The sequence below is a fragment of the Frigoribacterium sp. PhB160 genome (assembly GCF_003751785.1).
In the GTDB taxonomy this organism is placed as follows: domain Bacteria; phylum Actinomycetota; class Actinomycetes; order Actinomycetales; family Microbacteriaceae; genus Frigoribacterium.
In genome coordinates this window covers 368,386-394,400 of record NZ_RKIE01000003.1, presented here as the reverse complement: position 1 = coordinate 394,400, position 26,015 = coordinate 368,386, and the positions used below count along the sequence as shown (strand labels likewise).

Here is a 26,015-nt window from a genome sequence, read left to right as displayed (position 1 = left end):
ATCACGGCCGGGTTGCAGCCGGGCCAAAGGTGTTGCCACCGTGACTAGCGACCTCTAGGGTGGCGGCGTGCTCTCCAACTTAGAGATTGCTGCCTTCATCGCGGCGGGCCACGAGGTGCGCAACGTGGAGTTCAAGGGCCCCGGTTCTTCTTCCGACCTTGACTTCGTGGTCAAAGTCGCCCGCGCTGCGATCGCTATGGCAAATCAACGCGACGGCGGATACGTCATCATCGGGGTTGATGAGAACGACCCGGAGCGTTGCGGTCTGGACGCGAATCTCGTTGCGGAGTGGATGGACTTCGACACTGTCGTCGACAAAATTAATCGGTACGCGGATCCGCCGGTTCGTCTGTCACGGAGTAGGCGTCAGCTTCCGAGTGGACGAGACGTCGTTGTTCTCGAGATTGCTGAGTTCGACGACATCCCAATCCTGGCCGCCAGGGATGCGCCAAAGGGTGTGATCCGACTCGGTCATCTCTATACACGGTCGTTCCGGAAGCCAGAGAGCACAGCTACACATACACACAATGAGCTCCGCGAGGTACTCGACCTCGCAACTCAGAAGCAGCTGGGTCGGTTCCTGAGGACCGCCCGCGGCGCGGGATTGCCGCTCCCAGATCGGCCCAGCGACGACGAGCAGTACAACGACGAGCGCACTGCATTCATCGCGCAGGCAGCGATTGAGGACATCGTGCCATCAGCTCGGTTCGAGTACACAATCCGTCCGGCAGATTTCGAATCTGAGCGCGTCGGGTTCTCGGATCTCCTCCCAGCGGTGCGGTCCGCTACGGTCAGCGTTCGTGGTTGGCCCTTCCCGTTCGTTCAGAACCCCGAGCACGGCGACCGGTGGGTCAGTGAGCAGAACCGTTTCATTCACACTGAGGTGTGGGCGGCTTTCGAAAGTGGACAGTATGCATCGTGGCATCGCCTGCCGCACGATCTCGAGGACGACTGGAACAGTCTTGGCGATATCGAGGACGAGAATCGCTTCTTCCCGGTTTGGCTTCCCGTCGCTCAGTTCACGGAAGCGTTGAGCTTCGCCCTTCGATACCGAGAAGCGATTGGCTACTCCGGCCCCTTGTCTGTGCATCTGCGCCTCCTCGGCGCGAAGGGGTGGCATCTAACTACAGGCGACCGTCGCCGCACCCCCTTTCACGGCGACTACCGCCTCAGCACAAACGACTGGCAAAGAACCGTCGTCCTCCCCGAGGGACCCGCAGCTGCCTTTAGCGCGCGTGAGCTAGCCGTCGCGCCGAGCGTGCACCTACTCGAACGATTCGGGTGGCCCGGCGTCACCGAACAGATCGTTGCATCCGCACAGGATGCGGCCTTCGATGGAAAAGCTTTCTAAATGCACCGAGACCCGCATGCCTTTAGGCAGGGCCCCTTAAAGCGCCCGAGCGGGTCTCTCGAGGGAAGCCGAGTCGACCCCAAATGCTTGCGAGACAGCAACTTGAAGTCGACACACCTATGGCTGACTACCACACTGCGCTAAACGCCTTCCCTGACAACTGACACGACGCGTCCGGTGTCGAGAACCGCAGCCTCGAGCATTCCTTCGCGTTCACCTACTTGGATGATCGTCTGGCATCCCGTTTCGATATCCGTGATGGCGACTTGTCTCCTCCCGCTAAATCCAGGGAAGACGTGCAGCGTCAGCCCGTCGAGATAGTCGTAGTCAGGTCGATCCTCGCGGGCTCCGACCGGGATGACGGCACCCTCGCGAACGTACAGCGGCAGGGTGTCGAAGCCGTGCCGTTCGGTGCGCCACGAACCGCCCCCGACGACCTCGCCGGTGAACCAGTTCGTCCAGCGGCCGTGCGGCAGGTAGACGTCGACCGTGCCGTCGGCCGAGAAGACGGGCGCGACCAGGAGGTCGGAGCCCAGCATGTACTGCGTGTCGATGTGAGAGACGGCCCGGTCCCGATCGAACTCGAGAGTCATCGGCCTCATGACGGGCACCCCCTTCTCGTGCGCCTCGACACCGGCCTGGAAGAGGTAGGGCATGAGTGAGAGCTTGAGCTTGGTGAACGACCGCGTGACGTCGACGGCCTCGTCGTCGAACAGCCACGGCACCCGGTACGAGCTCGAGCCGTGCAGCCGCGAGTGCGACGAGAGCAGGCCGAAGGCGAGCCAGCGCTTAAAGACGCCGGCGTCGGGCAGCCCCTCGAAGCCGCCCATGTCGTGCGCCCAGAAGCCGAAGCCGCCCATCGACAGCGACAGGCCGCCGCGCAGCGTCTCGGCCATCGACACGTGGCTCGACGAGTTGTCGCCGCCCCAGTGCACGGGCATCGTCTGGCCGCCGACGGTCGCCGAGCGGGCGAAGACGACGGCGTCGCGCTCGCCGCGCTCGTCGACCAGCACCTCGTGCACCGCCCGGTTGTAGAGCTGCGCGTAGAGGTTGTGCATCGCCTCGGGGTGGCTGCCGTCGTGCCAGACGACGTCGGTCGGGATGCGCTCGCCGAAGTCGGTCTTGAACGAGTCGACGCCCTGCGCCGTGAGCTGCCGCAGGTAGCCCTGGTACCAGGCCACCGCCTCCGGGTTCGTGAAGTCGACCAGCGCCATGCCGGCCTGCCACATGTCCCACTGCCATACGTCGCCGTTCGCCTTCTTCACCAGGTACCCGGCCGCCGCCGCCTCCGCGAACAAGACCGACCGCTGCGCGATGTACGGGTTGATCCAGACGCAGACGTGCAGACCACGCTCGTGCAAGCGGGCCAGCATCCCGTCGGGGTCAGGGAACGCCCGCGGGTCCCAGACGAAGTCGGTCCAGTTGAACTCGCGCATCCAGAAGCAGTCGAAGTGGAACGCCGACAGCGGCAGGTCGCGCTCGGCGAAGCCGTCGATGAATGACGTCACCGTCGCCTCATCGTACGAGGTCGTGAAACTCGTGGTCAGCCACAGCCCGTAGCTCCAGGCCGGGACTAGGGCGGGTCGTCCGGCCAGCGCCGTGTACCGCTCGAGGACGTCCTTCTTGGTCGGCCCGGCGATCACGAGGTACTCGAGCGACTCGCCCTCGACGGAGAACTGCACGCGCTCTACGACCTCGGACCCGATCTCGTACGAGACCGCCCCGGGGTCGTCGACGAGCACGCCGTAGCCCTTGCTAGACAGGTGGAACGGCACGTTCTTGTAGGCCTGCTCGCTCGACGTGCCTCCGTCAGCGTTCCAGATGTCGACGGACTGGCCGTTCTTGACCAAGGGGCCGAAGCGTTCGCCGAGACCATAGATCGTCTCGCCCACGCCGAGGTCGAGTTGTTCGTGCACGAACGAGCGACCGTCGGCGTCCGTCACGTATCCGACCGATCGATGACCCGACCCGGTCAGGCGTTCCCCGTGCGACGTGAAGTCGAGCGACCAGGGCGCCCCCTCACGGACGGTGGCCGTCAGCGGGCCCGACGTCAGCGTGCCGACCCCGTCGGCCACGTCCGCCACCCCGATGCGCGAGCCGACGTCACCCGGCAGGTCAAAACCGCCGCGGCCGCGAGTGCCCTGATGGTGCTCGATGCGCACCCGGATGACGCCCTCGGCGGGCGAGGTCAGCGACACGGTGAGCATCGGGCGGTTCAGGGTGTCGCCGCGGGACTCGATCCTCTTGGTCGGCGCGTAGGCGACCAGGCCGCCGTCGTGCTCCCACACGTCGAGGGCTTCCTGGGCGTAGAGCGCCTCGACGCCCGGCCGCATCTGCCAGAAACCGTCGGTAAACCTCATGCGCGGGCCTCCTCGGCGGTCGTCGCGACGACGGCGACTCCACCCGCGGGCACGACGCCCCCGAACGGTGCGTCGGTGACGTGGTCGTGCCCGGCCAGGCCGATCCGCGCCTCCTCGTCCCCGTGGTTGAGCAGGAAGACGACGTCGGTGCCGTCCTGTGCGCGCCGCGTCACCGCCTCGAGCGCAGGAGGCGCGGTGACAGTCGGCTTCAGCCCCCACCGCCCGGCGAGAGCCGCCAGCAGGGCGTCCCAACCTGCGGCATCCGGCATCGTCGACACGTACACGGCCTCGCCGTCGCCGACCTCGTTCAGGGTGACGGCGGGTTCTCCGGCCCGCGGGCCGTCCACCCACCGCGAGAGGACGGAGGCGCGGGTCGCCTCGACTCGCTCGGTCCAGTGCCGTGCGCCCCACGTCGCCCCGTCGCCGACCGTCGCGGTCACGAGCGTGTCGCCCGGGACAGGGAAGAACTCATCGACGCGCACGCCGAGGGTCTCGCGGTACGCCCCCGGGTAGCCCCCGAGCAGCACCTGGTCATCGGAGTCCACGATGCCCGAGCGGCAGGTCACGACCAGGTGGCCACCGGCGCGAACGTAGGCGTCGACGCGCTCGGTCATGCCCTGGGCGGCGAGCCACAGGTTCGGCAGCACGACCACCGGGTAGTTCGACCAGTCGTCGTCGACCGGAACAACGTCGACACCGAGGTGCGCCCTGCTCGCGGCGGCGTGTACGGCGATCGGGAGGTCGTGGAAGGGCAGGTCGTCGTGCGGGGTGCGGCTGGTCGAGAGAGCCCAGACCGACTGCTGGTCCCAGACGATTGCCACGTCACCCTGGGCGACCGAGCTGCCAACCACCCGGTCGAGCCGACCGAGCACGGCGCCGAGTCGGCAGACGTCGCGGAACACCTGCGACTCGGGGCCAGCATGCGGGACCATGCCCGAGTGCCACTGCTCGGCGCCCGAGCGCGACTGCCGCCATTGGAAGAACGACACCCCGTCGGCACCGTGGGCGACGTGGGCGAGGCTGTTGCGCAGCATCTCGTCGGGCCCCTTGGCCAGGTTCAGCTTCTGCCAGTTCACGCTGCTGGTCGAGTGCTCCATCAAGAGCCACGGACCACCGCCAGCCATGCCTCGGGTGCGAGCGGCGCTGAAGGAGAGCTCTTCGTGACGGCGGGGGTCGGCGCCCATCGTGTAATGGTCGTTCGAGACGACGTCGACCTCGCGGGCCCACCGCTCGTAGTCGGCGACCCCACCGCTTCGCATCACCATGAAGTTCGTGGTGACGGGCACGTCGGGTGTGACCTCGCGAAGCACTTCGCGCTCGGCGAGGTAGTGGCCGAGCAACGCCTCCGACGTGAAGCGTTCGAAGTCGAGCAGCAGCGCCGGGTTGTGGTGCGTACGGGCCGACCGCGGTGGCCGAACGTGCTCGAAGTCGGGGTAGGTGTGCCCCCAGAACGCCGTGCCCCAGGCGTCGTTCAGGCGCTCGATCGTGCTGTGCCGTGCCTCGAGCCAGCGCCGGAAGGCCACCGCGGTCTCGTCGTCGAAGGTGTGCCCGTTCTCGTTCGAGATCTCGTTGCTGACGTGCCAGAGGACCAGAGCCGGGTGGTCGGCGACGTGCTCGGCCAGCGCCCGCACCATGCGCAGCGCGTGCTCGCGGAACACCACGCTCGACGGCGACCAGCCGAGGCGTCCACCCCGTCCGGTCGGCATGCCCGACTCGTCGACCGTCATGATCTCGGGGTGCTGCTCGATCAGCCACATGGGCGGCGCGGCGGTGGGCGTCGCGAGCGTCACGCCGATGCCGGCCTCGTGCATCAGGCTCATGATGCGGTCGAGCCAGCCGAACTCGAACACCCCGTCGGCAGGTTCGATCGCCGCCCACGAGAACACGCCGAGTGTGACCGTCGTGACCCCCGCCTCCGTCATCAACCGGACGTCGTCGGGCCACACGCTCTCGGGCCATTGCTCGGGGTTGTAGTCACCTCCGAAGATCATGCGGCGGTCGGGGCGGATGCTGACGGGGGTGTCGCGGCGGTCGCCGGCGAGGGATTGGGTGATCACGGTGGTCCTTCTGGTGGTTCAGCGGTGCGATGGTCGGTGGGGCAGGCGGCTCGGTGCCGGCAGGTCGTCGGGTATCAGCCCTTGAGCGAGCCTGAGATCAGGTCGAGCTTCCAGTAGCGCTGCAGGAAGAGCATCATCGCGACGAGCGGGATGATCGACAGCAGGGCGCCCATGATCGCGAGCGTGTAGAGGGCGGGTTGGCCGGTGCCCTGATTGAGCAGCAGGTAGAGCCCTGTGGTGAGCGGGAACTTCGTCTCGTCGCTGAGCATGATGAACGGCAGCAGGAAGTTGTTCCAGATGCCGATGAACTGCAGCATGAAGACAGTCACGAGACCGGGCACCAGGATGGGCAGTGCCACCTGGCGGAAGATGCGGAATTCGCTCGCGCCGTCGATGCGGGCGGCCTCGACGGTCTCGAGCGGGACCGACGACTGGGCGTAGATCCGGGCCAGGTAGATGCCGAACGGGTTGATCAGCACCGGCAGCAGAACGGCCCAGTACGAGTTGGCCAGGCCGATCTTCGAGATCAAGAGGTACTGCGGGATGGCCAGGGTGATCTGGGGCAGCATGACGCCGGCGAGGATCGTCATGAAGACGATCTCGCGCCCTTTGAACCGGTACATGGCCAAGGCGTAGCCGGCGGCGGCCGAGACGAGGGTCGAGGCCATTGCCCCGCCGCCCGAGTAGAGCAGGCTGTTCAGGGCCCACTGCCAGAAGACGCCGCCGCCGTAGGACGACAGGTTGGTCAGATTGTCCGCGAAGCCCGTGCCCGGCAGGTACGAGAAGGTGCTGAAGAGCTCTTCTCTCGACTTGGAGGCGGCAGTCACCACCCAGACGATCGGCACCAGGCAGTACAAGGCCCCGATCAGGAGGATGATCGTCGGGCCGGTGGCCATCGGCTTGCGGCGGGGGGCGCCGGGGCGCCGGGTCGCGGTGGGGAGTCGGACCGAGGTCATCGCGGTCACCTTTCTTCGTCGCCGAAGGCGCGACGCTGCAACAGTCGGAGGAGCACGAGCGAGATGACGAGGGTGCCGACAGCGAGCACGACGCTGGTGGCGGCGGCACTTGAGACGTCGTCGTTGCCGAACGCGTCCTGGTAGACCTTCATCAAGGGGAAGAACGTCGTCGAGATGCCGCTGGTCAGGCTCTTGAGGGTCTGCGGTTCGCCGTAGGCCTGTAACGCGCCGATCAGGGAGAACAGCGTCGTGAGCACGAGGGCGGGGGTCATCAGGGGGATCTTGATGCGCCAGGCGATCTGCCACTGGGTCGCTCCGTCGATGGCCGCGGCCTCGTAGATGTCGGCGGGGATCGACCGCAGGGCGGTGTACATGACGATCATGTTGAAGCCGACGCCGCCCCAGATCGAGATGTTCGCGAGCGAGCCGAACAGGTTGTCGCCGGTGAGGAACTGCACGTCGCCGAGCCCGAGGGCACGGGTGACGAAGCTGACGGGGCTGGTACTCGGCAGGTAGAGGAACCCCCACAAGAGCGTGGCGATCACGCCGGGCACCGCGTACGGCAAGAAGATCACGGTTCGTGAGAAACGACTCGCCCGGACGCCAGGCACATCGAGCAGGAGCGCGAAGGCGAGGGCAGTGAGCAGCGTGAATGGCACTGAGATGAGGCCGAATACGGCCAGACGGCCTAGGGCTGCTCCGAGCTCGGGATCAGTGAGCGCCGACGAGTAGTTCTCGAGACCGACGAAGACCGACTCCCGGGTGCCGAATGCGCCGCCCCCGGTCACCTTCAGGCTCGTGACGCTGAGGTACGCGGCGTAGCCGATCGGGATGAGCAGGAACGTGACGAACAGCGCGATGGCGGGTGCGAGGAAGAGCCAGGGGGCCGCGACCGGGGTCAGGTGCCTAGCGCCCTGGCGACGGGCGGGAAGCTTCGGGGCCGAACCGGCGTGGGTGACACGTGTCGCGCCTCCTGGTCCGTCGGAGGGTGATGAGGCTGCGCCTGTCGCGCGAGCCGAGGTGGTGCTGGACATGGGCGTCCCTTCGGTCGTGGAGGCAGGGCGCCGCGGGGCGGCACCCTGCCTCGGGGTCACTTCGAGACGTCGAAGCCGTTCTTCTCGAGGTCGTCGACCGTGGTCTTCTGCACCGAGGTCAACGCGTCGGCGTAGCTGCCGCCGTCACGGAGCTGCGCGGCCAGGGCGTCGGAGAACGCATCGAACGAGGTCTGGACGTTGGGGCCCCAGATCGCGGGCGCGGCCGTGGCCGACGCCTCAGCGGCCATCGAGTAGAAGTCGCTCTGGTCACCGAGCAGGGCCGGCACCGGGGCCGATGCCAGCTGCTCCTGCCCGGCGGTCGAGGCCGGGTAGAGGTTCGAGACCGAAGCCAGCAGGCCGGAGCCCTCTTCGCTGCCGTTCAGCCATTCGAGGAACTTCGTCGCCTCGGCGGCGTGCTCGGAGGACTTGGTGACGAGGACGGCCGAGCCGCCCATCGAGCCGGTGCCCTGATCGGCCGAGAAACTGGGCAGCGGAGCGGCGGCCCAGTTGCCGGCGGTGTCCGCGGCGACGTTCTCGATGACGCCGGGAGCCCAGACGCCGGCGTTCCAGGACAGCATCTTGCCGTCGGTCAGCAGCTTGTTCCACTCGGGGGTGAGGTAGGGCTGTTCGTATAGCACGTCGCTGTCAGCCAGCCCCGTCCAGTAGTCGCCGACCTCGGTCGACTCGGCACCGTCGGCATCTACCGTCCAGGTCGAGCCCTTCGAGGTCCACCACTGGCCGCCGGCCTGCTGCACGTAACCGGTGAAAGTGGCACCGTCCTGAGGCAGGGTGCCGAGGTAGACGCTGGGATCTGCGGCGTGGATCGTCTCCGCAGCCCGCTGGTACTCGTCCCAGGTGGTGGGCACCTCGACGCCGTACTGGGCGAGCAGGTCCTTCCGATAGAACATCATCATCGGGCCGGCATCCTGCGGGACCGCGTAGGTCGCACCGTCGAGAGTCGTCTGCGCCCAGGCGCCGTCACTGAACTCGTCGCGGAACGACTCAGTCTGCTCGGTGATGTCCTGAACGACACCGGATACGACGAGCGAGGGGATCTTCTGGTACTCGGCCTGCGCCATGTCGGGGCCATTGCCGGCACGTTCGGCCGAGAGCAGCTTGGGCGGCAGGTCGCTGGCTCCGGCGGCCTCGGTGTACTTGACTTGGATGTCGGGATTGGCGGCGTTCCATTCGCCGATCACCTCGTCCATGTTGGGGGCCCAGCCCCAGTAGGTGAGTGTGACGGGCCCGTCATCGCCCCCTGATCCGGCGGAACAACCGGTCAAAAGACCGGCGGCGACGGTCAGACCGACTCCCAGGGCTCCGATGCGTCGAACGTTCACGGCATTACCTCCTCGTAATGTTCCGGGCACCACGAACGTCGGTGTCGGGGGCCCAGTCATGCCTGCGGCGGGAGCGTGTTACCGCTAACACCAACCGTGCGGCAACACTAGGCGACGGGCTCGGCGATGTAAATGCCCCGGCGTGAAATGTTGCTCAGTGCGACAAATCGGCCAGATGACGAGGCGTGCTTAGGCCATGCGGATCAGAGTCGGCGCGTGCTGTCCCGGACGACGAGCTCGATGGTCCCGCCGTGGGGGGTGAACTTTTCGTCGCCCCCGGTGATCTGGTCAAGGAGTCCCTGGAGCCGTCGCTTCCCCTGATCGACGTAGTCGAGCCTCACCGTCGTCAAGGCGGGCATCAGGTACGCGGCATCGGGAATGTCGTCGAACCCCACGATGCTGACGTCGTCGGGCACCCTTGCGCCCGATGCGGCGAGGCCCGCCATCAGACCGAGAGCCATCTGGTCGTTCGCGACGGTGACGCCCGTTGCGCCGCTGTCGAGCACAGCGTCTGCCGCTGCCCAACCCGAGCGAGCGGTCCAGTCGCCTCTGGCGACGACCGATGCGTCCAGACCCGCTCGTCGAAGGACCACCTCGTTGGCGCGCTCTCGGTTCTCCGACGCGCGCCAGCCCGCCGGGCCGCCCACGTGCACCACCCGTCGGTGGCCGAGCTCGACGAGATGAGCCGCGGCCAGGGCCGCGCCTTGTCCGTTCAGGCTGAGGGGCGGGGCGTCGACGGGGTCGAGGTCCTCGTCCACCCAGAACACGGGTAGCTTGACGTCCTCGCCCTCGAGCGCGCGACGGATGGCGACTGTCGGACCGATGACCAGGACGCCGGCCAGGCCATGGGGGTCGAGCGACGCGAGCGCCTGCGTGACCGTCACGTCTCGCTCGTCAACGATCGGGACGAGGTCGAACGACCAGCCCGCTTCCCGGGCGTGCTGTGCGGCTCCCTGGACGATCTGGGACGGTCCGCTCTCGTGCAGGTCGAAGACGAGAGCGGCGAGCCTCCGGGGAACGGGCGAGGCGAGCGCCCGCGCGGTCCGGTTGACACGGTACCCAAGGTCTGCGACGGCCTGGTCGATCCGGGCCGCTGTCTCGGGCCTCGTTTTGACGGTCCCACGCAGGTAGCGCGAGACGGTCATGTGCGAGACGCCGGCGGCCCGGGCCACGTCGTAGACGGTTGCCGGGCGCATGGTCGAGTCGGGGCCTGTCACGGCGAAACACTAAGCCACGACTGGGTGGAAGACGTAGCGTTCGGCGTCCGCGTCGGTCCGCAGGAACGTCGATCGACGATCAGCACCGTGCAGTCGCCCGGCAACGAGCGGCCCGGAAGTCGGTTCACAGCCGCATGTCGAAGAACGCGACCTCGTGCCATGACGACGTGCGGAACGCGTCCCACATGGCCTGCCGCTCCGTCGAGCCGGCCTCGACCGCAGCACGATCGGCGATCTCGCGGGCCCGTCGCGTCGACTCGGCGAAAGCCGGGTCGGCGTAGGTGTCGAGCCATTCGCCGTAAGGGTGGGTCGCGTGTCGGGCCGCGAGCAGCCGCTCGCCCAGGTCGCTGTACAACCAGAAGCAGGGCAGCACCGCAGCGACCAGCACACCGTAGGAGGCACCGCTGGCCACGGCGAGCAGGTGGTCGGTGTAGGCGACGGTGGCCGGGTGCGGCGGGGTGGCCGTGCTCACCGCACCGCCCAGCCGCTCGCGGTGCAGCTCGAGCTCGACGTCGAGGCATGCGGCGGCGCTCTGCGCCCAGAACGCCTGCTCGTCGGTGGTCGGCGCGAGCTGACTTGCCCGCGACAGCGCGCGGGCGTAGCGCTCGAGGTAGATCGAGTCCTGCTCGAGGTAGTGCTCGAATACAGCCCGATCGAGCGTGCCGTCCCTCATGTCGCGCACGAAGTCGAGCTCGTCGACGGCGACACGGACGTCTCGGATGCCGTTCCACCAGGCCTCCGTGGTGGCCGGACCAGGTGTCGTCGCGCCCGAGGTCACCCCTGCCGCGTCCCAGAGCTCGGCGAAGTGGTTGATCGGGCCCGCCCCGTGGCCGACGGCGAGTTCGTCGGATCGGTCGAGCGCGCCCAGCAGCCACCGCTTCGATGTCTCGAGAGCCGACACCCAGTCTCCTGAACGTGCGAAGTGGGTCGCCAGGGCGCTCGACAAGGAGCACCCGGTGCCGTGCGTGTTCGAGGTGGCGACCCGACGGCCCGGCACCTCGACCATGTCACGACCGCCGAGTCGTCCCGCGGCATCGACGAGTGCGTCGGGCGACAGGTCGCCGTCCAGGTGTCCACCCTTGACGAGCACGATGGTGCCGGTCGATGCCGAGACTCGTCGGCCTTGGTCGAGTGCGTCCGCCCAGGTGGTCGCGACGGGCTGCCCGGCCAGCACGGCGAGTTCGGGCAGGTTCGGGGTGACCAGGTCGACCTGACCGACGAGATCGTGCAGCGCGTGCTCGGCTTCGGGGGCGAGCAGGCGGTCGCCGCTCGTAGCGATCATCACCGGGTCGAGCACCACCGGCGGTCGAACCGCACTTCCTGTCGGCCAGGTCTCGTCGAGCCAGCGCGACACGGTGTCGATTGTCGAGGCGTCGCCGAGCATGCCGATCTTGATCGCGTCGACGGCGACGTCGTCGCTCACCGCATCGAGCTGCTCGCGGACGAACGAGGCCGGCGGAGCGTGAACCGACCGCACCCCGCGCGTGTTCTGAGCGACGAGGACCGTCACGACCGCCATGCCGTACCCGCCGCCGGCGGCGATGGACTTGAGGTCGGCCTGGATGCCGGCCCCGCCGGTGGGGTCCGTGCCGGCGATGCTCAGCACGCGCGGCACCGCGGGGCTCCCGGCACCGGACCCCGAGGAGGCGCGGGTCGCGTCCCGCGCGCCGCCCGCCCTGGTCACGCGGTCACCTTCGTCGCCTCGGCCCAGCCGGTCACGAGATCGCGAGCCGCACGTCCTGGATCGTCCGCCGAGCAGATCGCCGACACGACGGCGACACCTGCGCCGCCGGCGCCGGCCAGCCCGGCCATGTCGTCGAGACCCACGCCGCCGATCGCGATGCACGGCAGGTCGGTCGCGGCAGCGATGGCCGTGAACCCCGTCACGCCGAGAGGTTCGGGGTGATCGCGCTTCGTGGTGGTCGGGCGGATGACCCCGACGCCCAGGTAGTCGACCGTCCGGGTGGGCAGCGGGGCCAGGGCGGTGAGGTGGGCTGAGGAGTTCGCGGTCAGCCCGATCACGGCGTCGGGGCCGAGCATCCTGCGCGCGGCGAGCGCGGGCAGGTCGTTCTGGCCGATGTGGACCCCGTCGACCGAGGCCCCGGCCTGTCGGGCGGCGAGGGCGACGTCGACGCGGTCGTCGAGCAGGAGGGTGCACCGTCCGCGCACCACGTCGGCGACCGCGGTGAGCGTGACGAGCAGGTCTCGGGCCGAGGCGTGCTTGTCGCGCAGTTGCACGACGGCGACCCCCGCTCGGACGGCTGCGTCGACGGTGGCGAGCAGGCCGTGACGAAGCGTCAGCTCAGGGTCGGTGACGAAATGGACGCCCTGGACCGGTCCGGCTGCGCCGACTGTGCTCATGACGCCGACTCCGTCGTCAGGGACGACCGGTCGCGCAGCTGTTCGGCAGTGAGCGACGAGAGCCGGTCGAGCAGGGCGACCGCGAACGATCCAGGCCCGGACGTATCGGCCGCGGCCAGCTCGGCGGCCACCGTGTAGACCGAGGTCGCGGCTACCGTCGTGGCGAGCCGGTCGTCGGACAGCGAGGCGAAGGCGGCCATGACGGCCCCGAGGGCGCAGCCACCCCCTGTCACCCGGGTCAGCAGCTCGGTGCCGGTGTGCACGCGGATGACAGTGCTGCCGTCCGTGATGACGTCGACGGGACCGGAAACGGCGACCACAGAACCCGCTGTCCCGGCCAGACCGGTGGCGGCCGTGAGGGCCGCGTCGGGGGTCTCCGACGAGTCCGTCCCACGCCCGCCGGCGCCGAGCCCGGCCAGGGCCAGCACCTCCGAGGCGTTGCCGCGGATGACGGTGGGGCGGTGGCCGAGCAGCATCTCAGCCAGTGCGGTGCGCACGGGCAGGCTCCCGATGGCGACCGGGTCGAGCACCCAGGGGGTGCCGGCTTCGGTGGCCGCGACCACCGCCTCCCTCATCGCCTCACGCTGGGCCGCTTGGGGCGTGCCCAGATTGACGAGCACCCCCGACGCGACCCGCGCGAAGGGGCCAGCCTCGTCGGGCAGGTCGACCATGGCCGGTGAGGCGCCGACGGCCAGCAGCACGTTAGCCGTGAAACCGATGACCACCGAGTTGGTCAGGCACTGCACGAGCGGGGTTGAAGCGCGGAGGAGATCGAGTAGTTGGGCACTCGCCTCGACGTGGTGTTCAGCCTCTGGGCTGATGGGTGGACGGTCTTCTGGCGCGCGCGTTCGCATCACGACATCCCTTCGCTAGTACGAGCTAGATCAGGTTCGACGGGTGTGTTCTCAGCCGCGCATGGGCGCGGCACCCCGTGTCACGCGCATCACCGTACCAACAGGCGCGGCACGGAACCAGGCCGTTCCACCCGGCGAGGCAACCCGCCCCTGGCCACTTCTGGACCACTGTCACCGAGAACACCCATCACCCTCCGCGGTGCCCTTCGCAGCGCCACCAGCGCGACCCCTCTCCCGCAATGACCCCGAGGTCCTGATTCGCCCGCGCTGCCTTCGTGCCAACCGACACGGGATCAGGTGGGTAAGGAAGTGACAGGACTTCAAGTAAAATTGCCCCGCTTAGAGCTGCCCCGGAGGTCGGTTCTCGGACCGACTCGGGGGGAGACCTATGACTCACAGATTTGTGCCGCGCACGGCGCCCACAACTCAGCGCAAGAAGGTGCTTGCATTCGTGGACGAAACGGGAGATCGCGGGACGGGCCCGAAAGCCTCGCGCTTCTTCAGCATGGCCGGGGTCGTTGTTGCCGAAGAGCACTATTCGGCCTTGTCCCGAGCGGTCATCGAGGTGAAAGGGCGGTTCGGGGTCGGTAAGGGCAAGCCATTGCACTGGAAAGAGCACGTCAAGACGTTTGACCGCCGCCAGTTCGTCACGCGAGAACTCGCGAAGGTGCCAGGAGTGACGATCAACTACGTCATTTTCGAGAAGGCGGCCATTCCCGAGACTGCTGGGATGCGGGGCGATCAATCGACCTTCTACAACTACACCGCTGGATTGATGATGGAAAGATTGCTCCTCACGGCGCAGTACTGGCCAGGGGGCATGAGAGACGTACGAGTCTCGTTTGGTCACGTCCGGGGGTTCGATCATGACAAGACGTTGGACTACTTCCGGATCAAGAAGGACCGAGGCGAGGGATGGGCACGCTGGTCCTTGCTTGAGGGCACGCCGAAGTTTTTGGCGATGTCAACGAACTCCGGCATGCAGGCGGCAGATCAGTATGCCGGCATGCTGAGCGCCGCTATGAACGTCGACCGCTTTGGCGGCTACGAGCCCCACCACTTGCTGCATGTTCGTCCGCAAATTCGCCGGTCATCTGCGGGGGCGAGCACCGGCTACGGCTTTAAGGCCATGACTCGAAAGGCAACACTTCAGGACTACCCCTGGTGGCCCTCCCCGGGGCTCTGACACGACGAACGGCCAAGGAGCCCGGGGCGCCTCAACTGGATGTCCAGAAGGGTTTGACAGCAAACCTGGCGTTGTCCCCGTGGCCTCTTGACCGTTCGTACTGTCCAACTTATCACGCACTCTGAACATTCCTCGGCTCATACTCGCACTGCGGCACGGCAGTCATGAGGGCCGATTCGGACCAGTTGGAATGAGATTTGCGGCAGCCTTGATGGCGCCCTCCGCGACGACTCCTGCAGCGATCGACAGTCCGACTTGAGCATAAGCAGCCATCAGCGCTCCGACACGGTGACGGGCATCGCGCTCGAGTGCTTCTCGCTGCGGGCCGATAAACGCCCGGTCTGTGACAAAACACTGCAACTGGTCGTACACGTGATCCCATCGGACGGCGACCCGTACGTGGCGGGAGCTGTCGAGCGCGTCAAAGCCAAGGGCTCCGAAGGGCCTGCCGTCTTTCATGCCGAGGTCCACAGCGCTCAGTCGCCAGCCGGAAGCAACCCGAGAGTCGTCTGCCCCCCACACAGCCACCGCCTTCGGGCTCGCTGCCAACCCAACAATCTGATGCTGCCCCTCGACAAGCTCGCTCTCGTTCACTCCGCCACCGCCTTCATTGGGTACAAACCTGGCATCAAGCCCCAGGGCGTGGTAATACTAATGACCATGAGCACGAATGACGCGGCGGGCCTCGGGCACCGAAGAGCTTTCGGCATCATCACGGTCCAGGGGCGGGTGCTGGATCTCAGCGATTTGCTGAATGACGGCGCAAGTATGTAAGTCAGTTGGAGCGCCCACGCGAAGGGTCCCCTCTTTGGACTCTCGGCTACCACTGGGGAGCACGAAGCGTCCGTCAGCTGGGCGTCACCAGCGGAGGCGCTGCGCGAGACAAGCAGCGAGAACGCTCCGAACGAGCTCGTGACCCATGCGAGGGAGACCTACGTTGCCTACGTACTCGCGTGCCTGCGGCTCGGCGAGTTTCAACTCGAGGCAACTCCGGTCACGGATCGTGGAGACGGCATCACTGCAGCGTCGCTTCGAACCCGACTCGTGGAGCGGGGAGCCGCCTGGCTTGCCGACCTGCCCAGTCCCGACCAGGGACGCTTCGCGCGAATTCCGCGGGCCAGCGAAGTGGCCATGGTGGACGTTCCAGAGGATCTTTCGTCGCTACCAGCAAACCTAGCGTCAACGGAAGACGGGGAGCCGTCGTGACCACGAAGGGACACTCAGGGGCGATCGCTAGTCGCGCGGCCAGAGGGCGACTCCGAGGCCACGCTCGAGCTTCGCGATCGTTTCGAGGTCTGGCCAGACCTGGCCCGCCAAGACACTCAGCAGAGTCGTGTGAGTAACGCCCGCAGCCTCTGCCACTGACCTGATACTTCGGCTACCAACCGCTAACCGGCTCAAGACTGAGCTGCGCACGAAAAAACCCCCGATTTCTCGGGGGTTTTTTCTTGGCTTGGGACTCGCAAACAGATTCTGTTGAATCCGCAAACAACCCTTTGGCGGGCTGTTTGCAGATCCCCTCGATCGTTGCAGACTGGGGCCTCGGACCCTAGACCAAAGCTGGGTTTCCCCCGAACGTCAGAGCGATTTCCCCTGCCAGCCCCCGCCGCCCTCGGGGCGTGTCGGGCTTCCCCTTGCCGCGGCGGCGCCCGCAACCCGGCAAACGTTCTGGAGCCCCAGGCCTCACTGTTGCCAATTTGTTGGTGGCTTGACCGAGGCGGGGAGCCTCGCTTCCGCCTCGTGGGTGATCCTCAAGCATGAACACCCCATGCGCGTACGGCGGGAGAAGAACCGTAGGTCACCGCACCGCGGGACTTTTCGAACTCTTCTGCGCCCAAGAGTCGGGGCGTTCCCTTAGCCTCGCACCATGAGCAGCTCGACGATTCGATCTCAACTCGAACGGAAGCGCGCGCAGAAGGCCGATGCGGAGAAGAAGGCCTCGGCGGCACGAACGAAAGAGAACGCCAAGCGGGCGGATGCGACAAAGGCTCGGACTGCTGCATCCAAGACAAGCAGCGAGTCGACGCGCAAGTCCCGATCGCGGGACGCAGACAGGTACGAGCAGGACGCCAACACCGCCGGCAAGGACGCCGCCGCTTGGCAGACCAAGGCGAGCAAGTGCCTAGCCGAAGAAGTAGCTCTTCAAAGGCAGATGTCAGCCGCCGAAGCCTCGGAACTAAGGGCGTCGGAACGAAAGCGTCAGCAGACCGACACTGCCCTAGAAAGGCAACGAGCTCAGCAAGTGACGACAGTCAGAGCCGAGACGGGCCGTCTGCGCGACGAGATGGCGATGCGCTTCGACGTGCACGAGAGGGCAATAGCCGACCTTCGACAGCCGAAGAAAGAGCGCCTCCGCATCCTTATCCTCACCTCGTCAGGCCGAGATGACCTGCGCGTCGGACGCGAGCAGAAGCAAATTCAGGATGCAGTTCGGTTCGCGTCTGGTCGCGACCAGGTTCGACTCGACGTCAGGCCTGCTGCGACGGGCGCAGACCTTCTGAACGGTCTCACGCAGGGCACCCCTCACGTCGTCCACTTCTCCGGCCACGGCAACGAGGACGTCATTGTCTTCGAAGAAGATGTCGACGCCCACAATGACGGTCATACGATGTCCGGCCGGCTACTGGGGCGTGCTCTACAAGCTGTCGACGAAACTCCGCTTCTCGTCGTCCTCAATGCGTGCAGGACCGCTGCACAGGCTTACCGTCTGACAGAAAGCATCGCGGCCTTCGCTATTGGTCATTCCGACTCAATAGGGGATTCTGACGCCATCAACTACGCGGCACGCTTCTACGCGTCCATCGCGGACGGACAGTCCATCGGCTCCTCGCACGATCTCGCAAAGACAGCTCTAGAGATGATGGGGCTGCCTGATCATGATCTTCCACAGCTGCATGCCGCTGAGGGCTACAACCCTTACGAGACCCGCCTCGTACTGCCCGAGCTACCCCCGGACGCTTAAGGCGTGGGCGCTCAATGACAAAGCGTGAGGCTCGCCACCGTCGGAAACCGCGAGCGTGGCTCGTGTGACAGCATGATGCTGTGAGCGCGCCCGACTTGACCGCTGCAACGATGGGCTCCTTCCGTGACTCAGGAAGTGACCAACACGTCACGCTATTGCTCGGCGCTGGCGCATCAGCAGCGTCAGGCTTGCCCGGGTGGGAGGAGCTAGCAGTCCGGCTCCTTCGTGCCTCTGGGTCAGTTCCCGATCAGGACGCCGCGTGGTTGTTGGTTAATCGACAAGACCCTTTGCTCGTAGCGGAAGCGGCACGCCGGCGGCTCGGGAAGCGTTGGGACCAATACGTTCGAGCAGCGCTCTATTCGAATCTCAACGACTTGTCCCCGTCACCTCTGCACATTGCGGCAGCAAGCCACGCATTGGCCGGAGATTTGGGAGAGTCCACGGTTATCACCCTGAATTTCGACACGCTTATCGAGGATGCAATCGACGAAGCTGGCGATGCGGTCACTGCTGAGCCCCGAATCGACGACCAACGGCCTGCTGGAACGATTCCGGTGCATCACCTCCACGGCGTTGCATCAGTGCGCGAGAGCCAAGATGTCGTGCTTACCCTTTCCGACTTTAACGAGCTGCTAGGAGACCCGGATTCGTGGCAGCAACGCCTGCTTATCGCGTGCGCCAAGAAAGGGGCCATCGTGATCGCAGGAACGTCCTACCGCGACCCCGACGTTCGGCGTTGGCTACACGTGGCCCTGGCCGCTCCCGACGCATCGAACGCGTTGGTACTTCTGGCCAGGGAATCGTTTCACGTCACAAGGCCGGAGTTCGACCAGATCAAGGAGGCGTTGGCTGATCAGTGGAGCGCAGCGGGTCTTACTCCCGTGATCCTCGAAGACCACTCGGATGCCGCGCAGATCATTCGAGAGTTGCGGCATCTACATGCACCCGGCTACCGCGCACCGCAGGAGCGAGCTGCCACTCTGTGGCAGGCGCATGTCGACTCGTTTCAGGACCTGCAGCAGGCGTACTCAGATCAGCTGCTTTCGGACGCCACCTCGCTCTGCACGGCGTTTAACGTCGACCGCCTGAACGCAACGCTATGGATCGCAGACGGGCAAGGCAACGTTGCTCGTTACGCAGCTCAAGATCGCTGCTTCCGCTCCATCGACGATGTGCGCCACGTGCCTAGCGGTCACGACAGCCAGTGGATCGCGGGCCGTGCGCTCGGCGCCGAAGCGACGGTGTTTCAGGACCTGCAAGAGGGAACGACGAGTCGCTGGGGTACCGTCTTTGCCACCCCAATTCGCGTGGAACTCGACGGCCTTCCGGGAATCGCGTCAGCCGTCCTAAGCGTTGGCTTGCCTGGAAGCGCCGAGACCTACTTCCAGTCGACGGCAATGTGGATGGACACGACACTTGACATCGCGGTCGACTGGGGCGAACGGCTCGTTGCATCTACCGGATCCGTGTCCAGGACGTAGACTCCAAATTAGGCAGGAGACAGACATGGCAAACGGCTACTCACTTCAGAGCCTAGGGAACGGGGCATACCGCGTCAGCGGCGTCCGAGTAAACCCGACGACCGGCAAGTATGTGACGCGGAGCAGCGCGAGCGCTCAGGCCAAGAAGACGGCGCCTTCCCCCGAGAAGGATCAGTCCAAGAAGAAGTAAGGTTCGGGCCACGGGGCCGCCAGAGCCGACAGTGGTTCCGACGCATCTCTCCGGGTCCCGCACGTCAGATTCGCGTGCTGACTCGGTTGCGAATTCCGACCCGAATGTCAGTGGTCTGCACCCCTCGTGCGTTTAGTTGTTGTCGCATCTGCTGAAAAACCGGTGCGACGCCCTTGGGGTCGGAAATCGTGAGGACCGCGGCGAACTCGACGCCCTTAATCGGGAGCGGCTCTTCCGCGCGGGTCAGGTACTCAACAAAGAACCGCCACGTCGAGCTGCTGCCACGTCCACGCATGTTGGCCGTCTCGAACCTCTTCACGACCTGCCACTTGTGATTCTCTCGCAGCCGTTCGCGTTCGGTCTTTGGGTTGGCCATGGCGTTGGGGTTGTGGACAGGCTTCAGCACATTGTTGAACCCGCCATCCTCATTTTGCTGCATGAGCTTAGCGTCGATGTTGACGCGAATACGTTCGTCCCCGTGCTCGTAGGCAAGAACCGGCCGCGCAACCAAAGTCAGCCGGGCATACCCGCGGCACTTACCGTTTGTGGTTAGGGCAGCCGGCCAGGAGAAGTCCAAACTGTGCTCCTCGCGTGGCAGCACAGTGCTGTTAAAGACCATTACGATTTCCGAGTCGGGACGCTCCAGAGTGTGGTGCGTCTGGCTGGGCACGCCGAAACCTGCAAGCTGGGTTGCGACTGCACCGATTGACCCCTTCTGAAGTTGCTTCGGCATTCTCGCCTCGTGGATCAGGAGAGCCAGGAGCACCTCACGGGGCACATCCCCCTGAATGGCGACGTCGAGGTCAGCGAGCTCGCGCGCGACAAGGGGCGCCGCGAAGCTGGTCCCGCAGTCCGTGACTTCCGCTCCGGCCTCATCGACTGAGACCAGGCCGTAACCAGCGACGCTGTCGTACGTGCCGCTACCGCCGATATGCGCAAGATCTGGTTTTGTAGCTCCGCGCAACCCCGGCCCTCTTCGACTGTACCTAGTGAGGGCATAGGGCACCTGTCCACCAATACCAGGTGGGTTCAACGCACTTACTGACAGGTTAAACAAACTCTCAGCGGGTTCCGAGACCGTCGTCCTTGTCTCCCGAACCAGCGCAGCAAGGTTTCGGTCAGGATTCGTACCCCACTCGGCACGTTGATCACTTGGCACAAGGTTGCCGCCGGATATCACAAATATGACGTCGTGCTGTCGCGCTATCTCGTCCAAACGCTGCGCCGCGAAGCCGTAACGCGCGTCGTCGCCGGGCCCGTCAAAATTTACGCTTAAGTTAAATATTCGGACGTCATACCGTTTCCTGGCATCTCGGACAGCGTCTTCAATTTCGTCGAGAAACTCCGCGGCTCCACCGGGGTAGTAGCGGCCAAAGTTGACACCAGTGCCTCCAGGGTCCGCTGGTAACACCTTAAGGTCCAGTATCCGGCAGGCCGGACGTGCTGAATCCAAAAGCGACGGGTTAAGCGGTCCTGCCGCGATCAGGAGGCCACTGATGAACGTGCCATGCTCCGCGTCCGTGTCCGATGGACTTATCACCGTCCAGCGGTCGACAACCCAAGGGTCGAGCACGGACCCAACGCCCCCATCCAGTACACCGATGATCGGCAGGGTCTGTTCGTCGGGGCCCGGGAGGACGGGCAAGGCCAGGGCGCCGGTGGCTGCAGCCTCTCCCTGCGTGGCTGAGGGGAGCGGCGGGAGCGTGATGGAGCGTACGAGCGGGTTGCGTTCGAGAGCGTTGAGAACACGCGCATGTTCGTCGACGTCGACGTTGGGGGCTGGGTTCCCGCGGCTTCGAAGCGCGGTTCCGACTTCCTCGAGTGTGATTCCGAGTTCAGTACGCCCGGGGACGCCTGGTTCAAGCACAGCCACAGACAGAGCAAGCGGGCCGCCCACCCCGCGAGCCGCTTGCGCATTTATGTCAACGGAGACGTTGGTGAGGTCGTTCTCGAGCGCTCGCGCTGCGCTCTGGCCAGCACGTGTCAGAGATGCCGGTGCTGACACCCCACCAAATGGGAAGAGCTCCACGTGGTATCTGCCACCCGACCCGGACCGACTCAGCCACGCAACCCCATCCTCAGCATCGAAGGCACGCTTGTCTGCGACAGACCACAGCTCAATGCTCGCGATTGCAGACGCTTCGCACCGGGCTCTCGTCGGGTTCGCGACGATCTCTCCAGTTTTTAGCGTTTTGGTACCGACGCTGAGTTCAGCTTGACGGAGCCGCTCAAGGACTCCACGAAGCGTCTCCGGGGTACAGGCGAAGATTGGTTCTCCAATGCCCCGCGTGGCCACATGAGGAACTGCATTCTTCTTGAACAGGCGTATCTGCGGCCGGTGTGTTTTAGCGATGGCTTGGGAACTCATCTTGACGATTACAAAACCCAAGCCATTGTAATCATTCATGTACGTAGGCACTTCTAGTGCGCTAATGATGCTGGCGAGTTGCGTCGTCAACCGCACCTGATGGCGAGCAAATCCAGCGTCATTGCCTGCGAAAAAATCGGTACCGGCGGAATTTGGGGACGGTTTGTCGCGCCGTTGCGTCAGCCGCTGCGGGTTTGTGACGATCTGGACTGGCTGGTTAGGCATTGCCATCCTCGCTCTGAATTTTATTCACTAGGCGGCTTACGGTCTTGGTGCTGATGCCGAACAAATGTGCCAGTTCACCCTGGGAGAAGTGAAGAGTGTCACTCAGGACTAGATCGGCGATGAGAGCTTCACGGTTCGGCCACTCAGGACGATCCGCTGCACCAAAACGCGCTGCAGTGGAAGCCGTGACCTGCATGATCAATTGCACTGCGTCGGTGCGGGCTAGACCGTCCACAATTTGGCGCTTCCGCCATTTCTTGCACACCGTGGTCACCTCCGCCCCTGAAAAGCCATCGGTCATCCAGACGATGAGCTTCGCTTCCGCCTCGATGCCGGGGGTGTCGCCCAAAGCTGCGGCGACAATGGCAATTCGTTCGGGAACGGCAGGTACGGGGATCGGCACCTGCACCTCGAACCGACGCCAAACTGCTGGATCAAGGAGCGCTTCGTGGTTGGTCAATCCCAGAGTGATGCCGATCGCGGCGCGTCCATCCATGTTCTGTAGGAGCGCGTTCACAACTCGTTTGATCTCCCCAACTTCGTTGGGGTCGTCTCGAAGCTTCGCTATGGCGTCGAACTCGTCGAGAATGAGGACGCACTCGTACCTGTTTGCGAACTCAAACAACGAGCCGAGGTTGCGCGCTGTTGTCCCGAGCAGAGAGCTGATAAGACCGTCAAGACGGGCAACAACTGCCGGCAAATTTAGCTCCTTGGCGAGCCAAAGCGCGAGCGATGTCTTTCCTGTCCCGGGCGGGCCGTAGGCCAACGCGGTCAATGACGGATGCAGGCCAGCCTGCAGTAATTGCTCCTGATGATCCCATTCCTTGGTCAGTGACTGCACCATCTCCGTCACGACGTCGTTGAAGATAGGTCGACTCGCGGTGTTCTGCTCAGGGAACACAACCATCGCAAGCGGGGCCGCGCTCTCTGGATCAACCGGCACCGGCACACCCACCGCCATACGTTCCAACGCGGAGACTGCGCTTCGAGCAACGCGGCTTGGCGCAGCTCGGCGAGGGCGGGAAGCGGCAGAAATCATCTTCTGAAGGGCATCAGCGTCGCCGTCACCAGAACTGCGAAGCGCGGCCTCGAGGCGAACCAGCTGATGAGCAACGACCTCCCGGTTATCCGCCGCCAGCGCGGCGCGGCCGATGGCCTTGACGATCGAGAAGTGCTCCATACGGACATAGTAAGACCCCGATCAGACATTTCTGACGAGCTGAGGGACACGTTGCGCACAACGAGAGACAGCCACACACCCACTTGGGTCTCATTTGGGCTTGCCCAAACGTCGAGAATGAGCCTCTCGCGTCCACTCGGACACGATCAAGCAGGTGCGCAATGCGATGTGGAACCAAGGGCTCGCCCGGAACGACATAGCGCGTTAGTTGCGAACTCACCAGGCCTGACGAGCAGCCTTGGATCGACCACGGCGGTCGCTATTCGGCCCTCCTCCAACCCCCTCTGCGAGCAGGCGAACGACCCCGAGAAGTGGAGGCGCCGGCAGAACCTGGCCGCCACCGGGTGAGCGGGGCGGCTAGAGCCGCCCGAGCGTAAATGTGGAGGTCGAGGTGGATGCCCCGCCCCGCCTGTCGCCCCAGAAGTGGGCACAGCGGGCGTCCACTTGTGGACTTGGAGGCAGCACCTTGCGGCGACCGCGATGTCAGCGACGCGTTTGACGTCATGAGCCGCTGGGAGAGACGAAAAGTTCCCGTGATGCATCCCCCTGCCGCTGATCCGGAAGGTGAAGCATCCGTCCACCTGGTCCGACGATGCCGAGTCAACGGCCTGAACCAGCTTTGTACCCCGGGGGCGGAAACGGTTAGCGAGTAGTGCACAACCGGTGGCGAGGTAGGACGTCGATGCCGGACATGGCCGACGTGCCCGCATAGGGCCGGTATGGCCGTGACCATCAGCGGACCGTGCTGGGATCGATGCCGAGAACCGAAAGGGAGCCAGCGCATGACGACACCTTCCCTAGGTAAGCTTCTCTCACTAAGCGAAGGGTGGATCAGTGACGACCACGGATGAGCGCACGGACGTTAGCCAAACGGAGACTGCCGCACCTGCGGATCACGACTATCAGGCGTACTGGACCACCCAGGGCAGTAGCAACTGGTTGCGCCGCGTGCTCGACGAGGTGGCCGCGTGGAGTAGAGACAAGCTCGGGGTCGAAATTGACCCGGGTGTCGAAGGCGAAGCAGTCGGCTCACCCCCAACACGCCGAGTCGAAGTCTTGCACCGTCGCGCAGGACGCGAGGACGGGGTCCGGGTCCGCGCGTGGAACACAAATCGGGGAACAACGTTTGTTGTGACCATCGTCGCTGTGGACGGCCCGAGTGGAGGATGGGTCAGCGTCCGGACGGCTTCCTCTGACCGGCGACGGGCAGCGAAACCGAAGGTCGCGGACATGATCCTCGACGTCGTTGATCTCTCAGATGTTGGTCCCGTCCGCACCGGTGTGCGGCACGTATCGAACGCCGGGCTCAAGGAGCTTCAGGAACTGATTGATGACCGGACTCGTCGTCTCCCGGTCCTTGTCGCCGCACCCATCGACGGGATCGAATTCGAACAGTGGATGCAGGGTGTGCGCCGGTGGACTCGACGATGCGCGGGCATCGCACATGTGGTCTCGCTCGACCCAATCTCCGCTGAGCAGTTTCGCGCTCTGCACGGTCGGCGTGCCGTGGGGGCTGGGACGCTACGGACTTACCCACCGGACGTGGATCTAGACGACCCCGCCACTGAAGCCGCGGCGCGCTGGCTGACGACGCGGACCCTCGCCGGACTGGATGCTGACATCGAACGGACCGTCGAGCGGTTCGTTCGTCAGTACCAGAAGCCACTGCCCCCGACGGTTCGAGAGTGGAACAGGGCCTTCGACCGCACCGCCGCGCAGCGGCTCCGTTCCGCGGTCGAACCAAATGCCGTGCCGCTAAGCGAACGCGTCGCAGCCCGACAGGCTGCGCGACCGGCGTTGAAGCCCACCATGGTCGATACGATTGGCCTATCCGTTCCCGCGGTAGCGCCAGTAGCGGCGGAAGACCTCTCGGCGGATGTCATCGTCGCGCTCCGCACCGAGGTAGCGACCGCAAATTCCGCGCGAGCAGAGGCTCTCCGCCAGCTGATGGAGCTGCAAGACTTCCTCGGCCTGCCGGATCTCCTCGAGTCGACGTTGCTCGAACTACTTGATGCCGCGACACGAACCGTGCCGGACGCAGAATCGGTTCAGCGCTTGCTCTCGGACAACGACGAACTCCGCGGCAAGGTCGAGTTGCTGGAGGACACGTTGGAGGGCGAACGATCCGATGCTGCTGCGGTCACCCGAGAACGGGATCGCCTTGACGTGCAGTTCGCGGCAAAGAACCGGGAGGCCGCATTCCTACGCAGCAAGGTGATCGAGCATGACCCAGCGAACGCGTACAGCTGGGTGGACGACAACGGACCGGCGAACCCGCTCGGCTCAAGCCCCGCCGACTGGGACGCCCTCCTCACCGATCCCAGACTCGCCACCCACCAACTCGTCATCACCGGGAACCTACGGACGGTAAAAGCGGTGAAAGCGCTCGACCTCGACCAAGCCGGGCTCCGCGCGGCCTGGGACGCGTTGGGCACTATGGCTGCCTACCGGGCGTCGCGCCTCGATGGGGTGTGGGACAGCAGCGTGCACGCGTTCTGCGAATCCGGTCCTGCTGACCGGTTCCACGTCCCACCGAACAAGCACGCCCGAGACGAAACAAGCGACACCCGCGCGCGATTCGGCGATCATCGCCTCCTTCCCGTGCCGAAGGAGGTCGACCTTACTGGGCACGTGCATATGTGGTCTCACTTCAAGCCGCACAGCTGGTCAGCGCAGCAAAAGCTTCGAATCCACTATTACGACCAGGTCTCTAACGACGGATGCATCTACATCGGCCACATAGGCGAACACCTTCCGTCAAGTTCGACGGACAAGATCCGCCGCTGAACGGCCCCAAACCGTGGCACCGCCCTCTCTCATGCCGCGCCGGGCCACGCTCGTCGACTCGGCGCCCCAGTCGCTCTGCTGGGCCAAGCCCCCGGCTCGCTTCTTC

Annotated in this window: 18 protein-coding genes and 1 riboswitch; of the genes, 6 read left to right on the top strand and 12 right to left on the bottom strand. The window is 65.3% G+C overall.

Annotated elements, in window-relative coordinates; translation table 11 throughout:
• Positions 1-67 precede the first annotated feature (67 nt).
• Positions 68-1,351 carry a helix-turn-helix domain-containing protein gene (locus tag EDF38_RS14885; protein ID WP_123356731.1) on the top strand — a complete coding sequence of 428 codons (1,284 nt, stop codon included), beginning with the start codon at positions 68-70 and terminating at the stop codon, positions 1,349-1,351.
• A 140-nt stretch (positions 1,352-1,491) separates the two neighbouring features.
• On the opposite strand, the gene yicI is transcribed toward EDF38_RS14885, so the two are convergent.
• The 9 genes from yicI to thiM form a co-directional block, all read right to left on the bottom strand.
• A complete protein-coding gene (yicI, locus tag EDF38_RS14880) occupies positions 1,492-3,711 on the bottom strand; it encodes an alpha-xylosidase (RefSeq protein ID WP_123356729.1) in 2,220 nt (739 codons plus the stop codon).
• Positions 3,708-5,768 (bottom strand): beta-galactosidase, encoded by a 2,061-nt coding sequence (locus EDF38_RS14875; RefSeq protein WP_233572484.1) that lies wholly within the window; start codon positions 5,766-5,768, stop codon positions 3,708-3,710. The genes yicI and EDF38_RS14875 overlap by 4 nt, the downstream gene beginning before the upstream one ends.
• Positions 5,769-5,842: 74 nt before the next feature.
• On the bottom strand, positions 5,843-6,724 hold the full coding sequence (locus EDF38_RS14870) for a carbohydrate ABC transporter permease (protein WP_123357059.1): 882 nt from the start codon (positions 6,722-6,724) through the stop codon (positions 5,843-5,845).
• A 5-nt stretch (positions 6,725-6,729) separates the two neighbouring features.
• Positions 6,730-7,758: a carbohydrate ABC transporter permease gene (locus tag EDF38_RS14865; protein WP_123356728.1), complete on the bottom strand. Its 1,029-nt coding sequence runs from the start codon at positions 7,756-7,758 to the stop codon at positions 6,730-6,732.
• A gap of 56 nt (positions 7,759-7,814) precedes the next feature.
• Positions 7,815-9,098, bottom strand: coding sequence for an ABC transporter substrate-binding protein (locus EDF38_RS14860; RefSeq protein WP_158613394.1), 1,284 nt, complete (start codon positions 9,096-9,098; stop codon positions 7,815-7,817).
• Between the two features lie 203 nt (positions 9,099-9,301).
• On the bottom strand, positions 9,302-10,315 hold the full coding sequence (locus EDF38_RS14855) for a LacI family DNA-binding transcriptional regulator (protein WP_148061513.1): 1,014 nt from the start codon (positions 10,313-10,315) through the stop codon (positions 9,302-9,304).
• A gap of 124 nt (positions 10,316-10,439) precedes the next feature.
• Positions 10,440-11,999 carry a bifunctional hydroxymethylpyrimidine kinase/phosphomethylpyrimidine kinase gene (locus tag EDF38_RS14850; protein WP_233572482.1) on the bottom strand — a complete coding sequence of 520 codons (1,560 nt, stop codon included), beginning with the start codon at positions 11,997-11,999 and terminating at the stop codon, positions 10,440-10,442.
• Positions 11,996-12,676 carry a thiamine phosphate synthase gene (gene thiE, locus EDF38_RS14845; RefSeq protein WP_123356721.1) on the bottom strand — a complete coding sequence of 227 codons (681 nt, stop codon included), beginning with the start codon at positions 12,674-12,676 and terminating at the stop codon, positions 11,996-11,998. The genes EDF38_RS14850 and thiE overlap by 4 nt, the downstream gene beginning before the upstream one ends.
• Positions 12,673-13,530 (bottom strand): hydroxyethylthiazole kinase, encoded by an 858-nt coding sequence (gene thiM / locus EDF38_RS14840; protein ID WP_123357055.1) that lies wholly within the window; start codon positions 13,528-13,530, stop codon positions 12,673-12,675. Before thiM ends, thiE begins: the two co-directional genes overlap by 4 nt.
• A riboswitch (TPP riboswitch) is annotated at positions 13,521-13,618 on the bottom strand. Its footprint overlaps the gene before it by 10 nt.
• A gap of 363 nt (positions 13,619-13,981) precedes the next feature.
• Between thiM and EDF38_RS14835 the strand changes: the two genes are divergently transcribed.
• Positions 13,982-14,716, top strand: a complete 735-nt coding sequence (locus tag EDF38_RS14835) for a DUF3800 domain-containing protein (protein WP_158613393.1) — start codon at positions 13,982-13,984, stop codon at positions 14,714-14,716.
• A gap of 255 nt (positions 14,717-14,971) precedes the next feature.
• Positions 14,972-15,490, top strand: coding sequence for a hypothetical protein (locus EDF38_RS15750; RefSeq protein ID WP_148061512.1), 519 nt, complete (start codon positions 14,972-14,974; stop codon positions 15,488-15,490).
• 459 nt (positions 15,491-15,949) lie between these two features.
• Here EDF38_RS15750 and EDF38_RS16400 read toward each other — a convergent pair whose 3' ends face one another.
• Complete coding sequence (locus EDF38_RS16400) at positions 15,950-16,078, bottom strand: helix-turn-helix transcriptional regulator (RefSeq protein ID WP_158613392.1); 129 nt, start codon at positions 16,076-16,078, stop codon at positions 15,950-15,952.
• 505 nt (positions 16,079-16,583) lie between these two features.
• Between EDF38_RS16400 and EDF38_RS14820 the strand changes: the two genes are divergently transcribed.
• Together EDF38_RS14820 and EDF38_RS14815 are read left to right on the top strand one after the other, a co-directional pair.
• Positions 16,584-17,678, top strand: a complete 1,095-nt coding sequence (locus EDF38_RS14820) for a CHAT domain-containing protein (RefSeq protein ID WP_123356713.1) — start codon at positions 16,584-16,586, stop codon at positions 17,676-17,678.
• 80 nt (positions 17,679-17,758) lie between these two features.
• Positions 17,759-19,159, top strand: coding sequence for an SIR2 family protein (locus EDF38_RS14815; protein ID WP_233572481.1), 1,401 nt, complete (start codon positions 17,759-17,761; stop codon positions 19,157-19,159).
• 254 nt (positions 19,160-19,413) lie between these two features.
• Here EDF38_RS14815 and EDF38_RS14810 read toward each other — a convergent pair whose 3' ends face one another.
• Together EDF38_RS14810 and EDF38_RS14805 are read right to left on the bottom strand one after the other, a co-directional pair.
• Positions 19,414-21,768 carry a S8 family peptidase gene (locus EDF38_RS14810; RefSeq protein ID WP_158613391.1) on the bottom strand — a complete coding sequence of 785 codons (2,355 nt, stop codon included), beginning with the start codon at positions 21,766-21,768 and terminating at the stop codon, positions 19,414-19,416.
• 166 nt (positions 21,769-21,934) lie between these two features.
• Positions 21,935-23,122, bottom strand: a complete 1,188-nt coding sequence (locus EDF38_RS14805) for an AAA family ATPase (RefSeq protein ID WP_123356707.1) — start codon at positions 23,120-23,122, stop codon at positions 21,935-21,937.
• Positions 23,123-24,352: 1,230 nt separating this feature from the next.
• Here EDF38_RS14805 and EDF38_RS14800 point away from each other — a divergent pair.
• Complete coding sequence (locus EDF38_RS14800; protein ID WP_123356705.1) at positions 24,353-25,909, top strand: hypothetical protein; 1,557 nt, start codon at positions 24,353-24,355, stop codon at positions 25,907-25,909.
• Positions 25,910-26,015 lie beyond the last annotated feature (106 nt).

Bases quoted from the DNA above. Each gene is read 5' to 3' on its own strand.
- EDF38_RS14800 (WP_123356705.1), top strand. From the start codon at position 24,353: ATGATCCTCGACGTCGTTGATCTCTCAGATGTTGGTCCCGTCCGCACC.
- thiM (WP_123357055.1), bottom strand. From the start codon at position 13,530: ATGCGAACGCGCGCGCCAGAAGACCGTCCACCCATCAGCCCAGAGGCT.
- EDF38_RS14865 (WP_123356728.1), bottom strand. From the start codon at position 7,758: ATGTCCAGCACCACCTCGGCTCGCGCGACAGGCGCAGCCTCATCACCC.
- EDF38_RS14820 (WP_123356713.1), top strand. From the start codon at position 16,584: ATGAGCAGCTCGACGATTCGATCTCAACTCGAACGGAAGCGCGCGCAG.
- EDF38_RS14805 (WP_123356707.1), bottom strand. From the start codon at position 23,122: ATGGAGCACTTCTCGATCGTCAAGGCCATCGGCCGCGCCGCGCTGGCG.
- yicI (WP_123356729.1), bottom strand. From the start codon at position 3,711: ATGAGGTTTACCGACGGTTTCTGGCAGATGCGGCCGGGCGTCGAGGCG.
- EDF38_RS14870 (WP_123357059.1), bottom strand. From the start codon at position 6,724: ATGACCTCGGTCCGACTCCCCACCGCGACCCGGCGCCCCGGCGCCCCC.
- thiE (WP_123356721.1), bottom strand. From the start codon at position 12,676: ATGAGCACAGTCGGCGCAGCCGGACCGGTCCAGGGCGTCCATTTCGTC.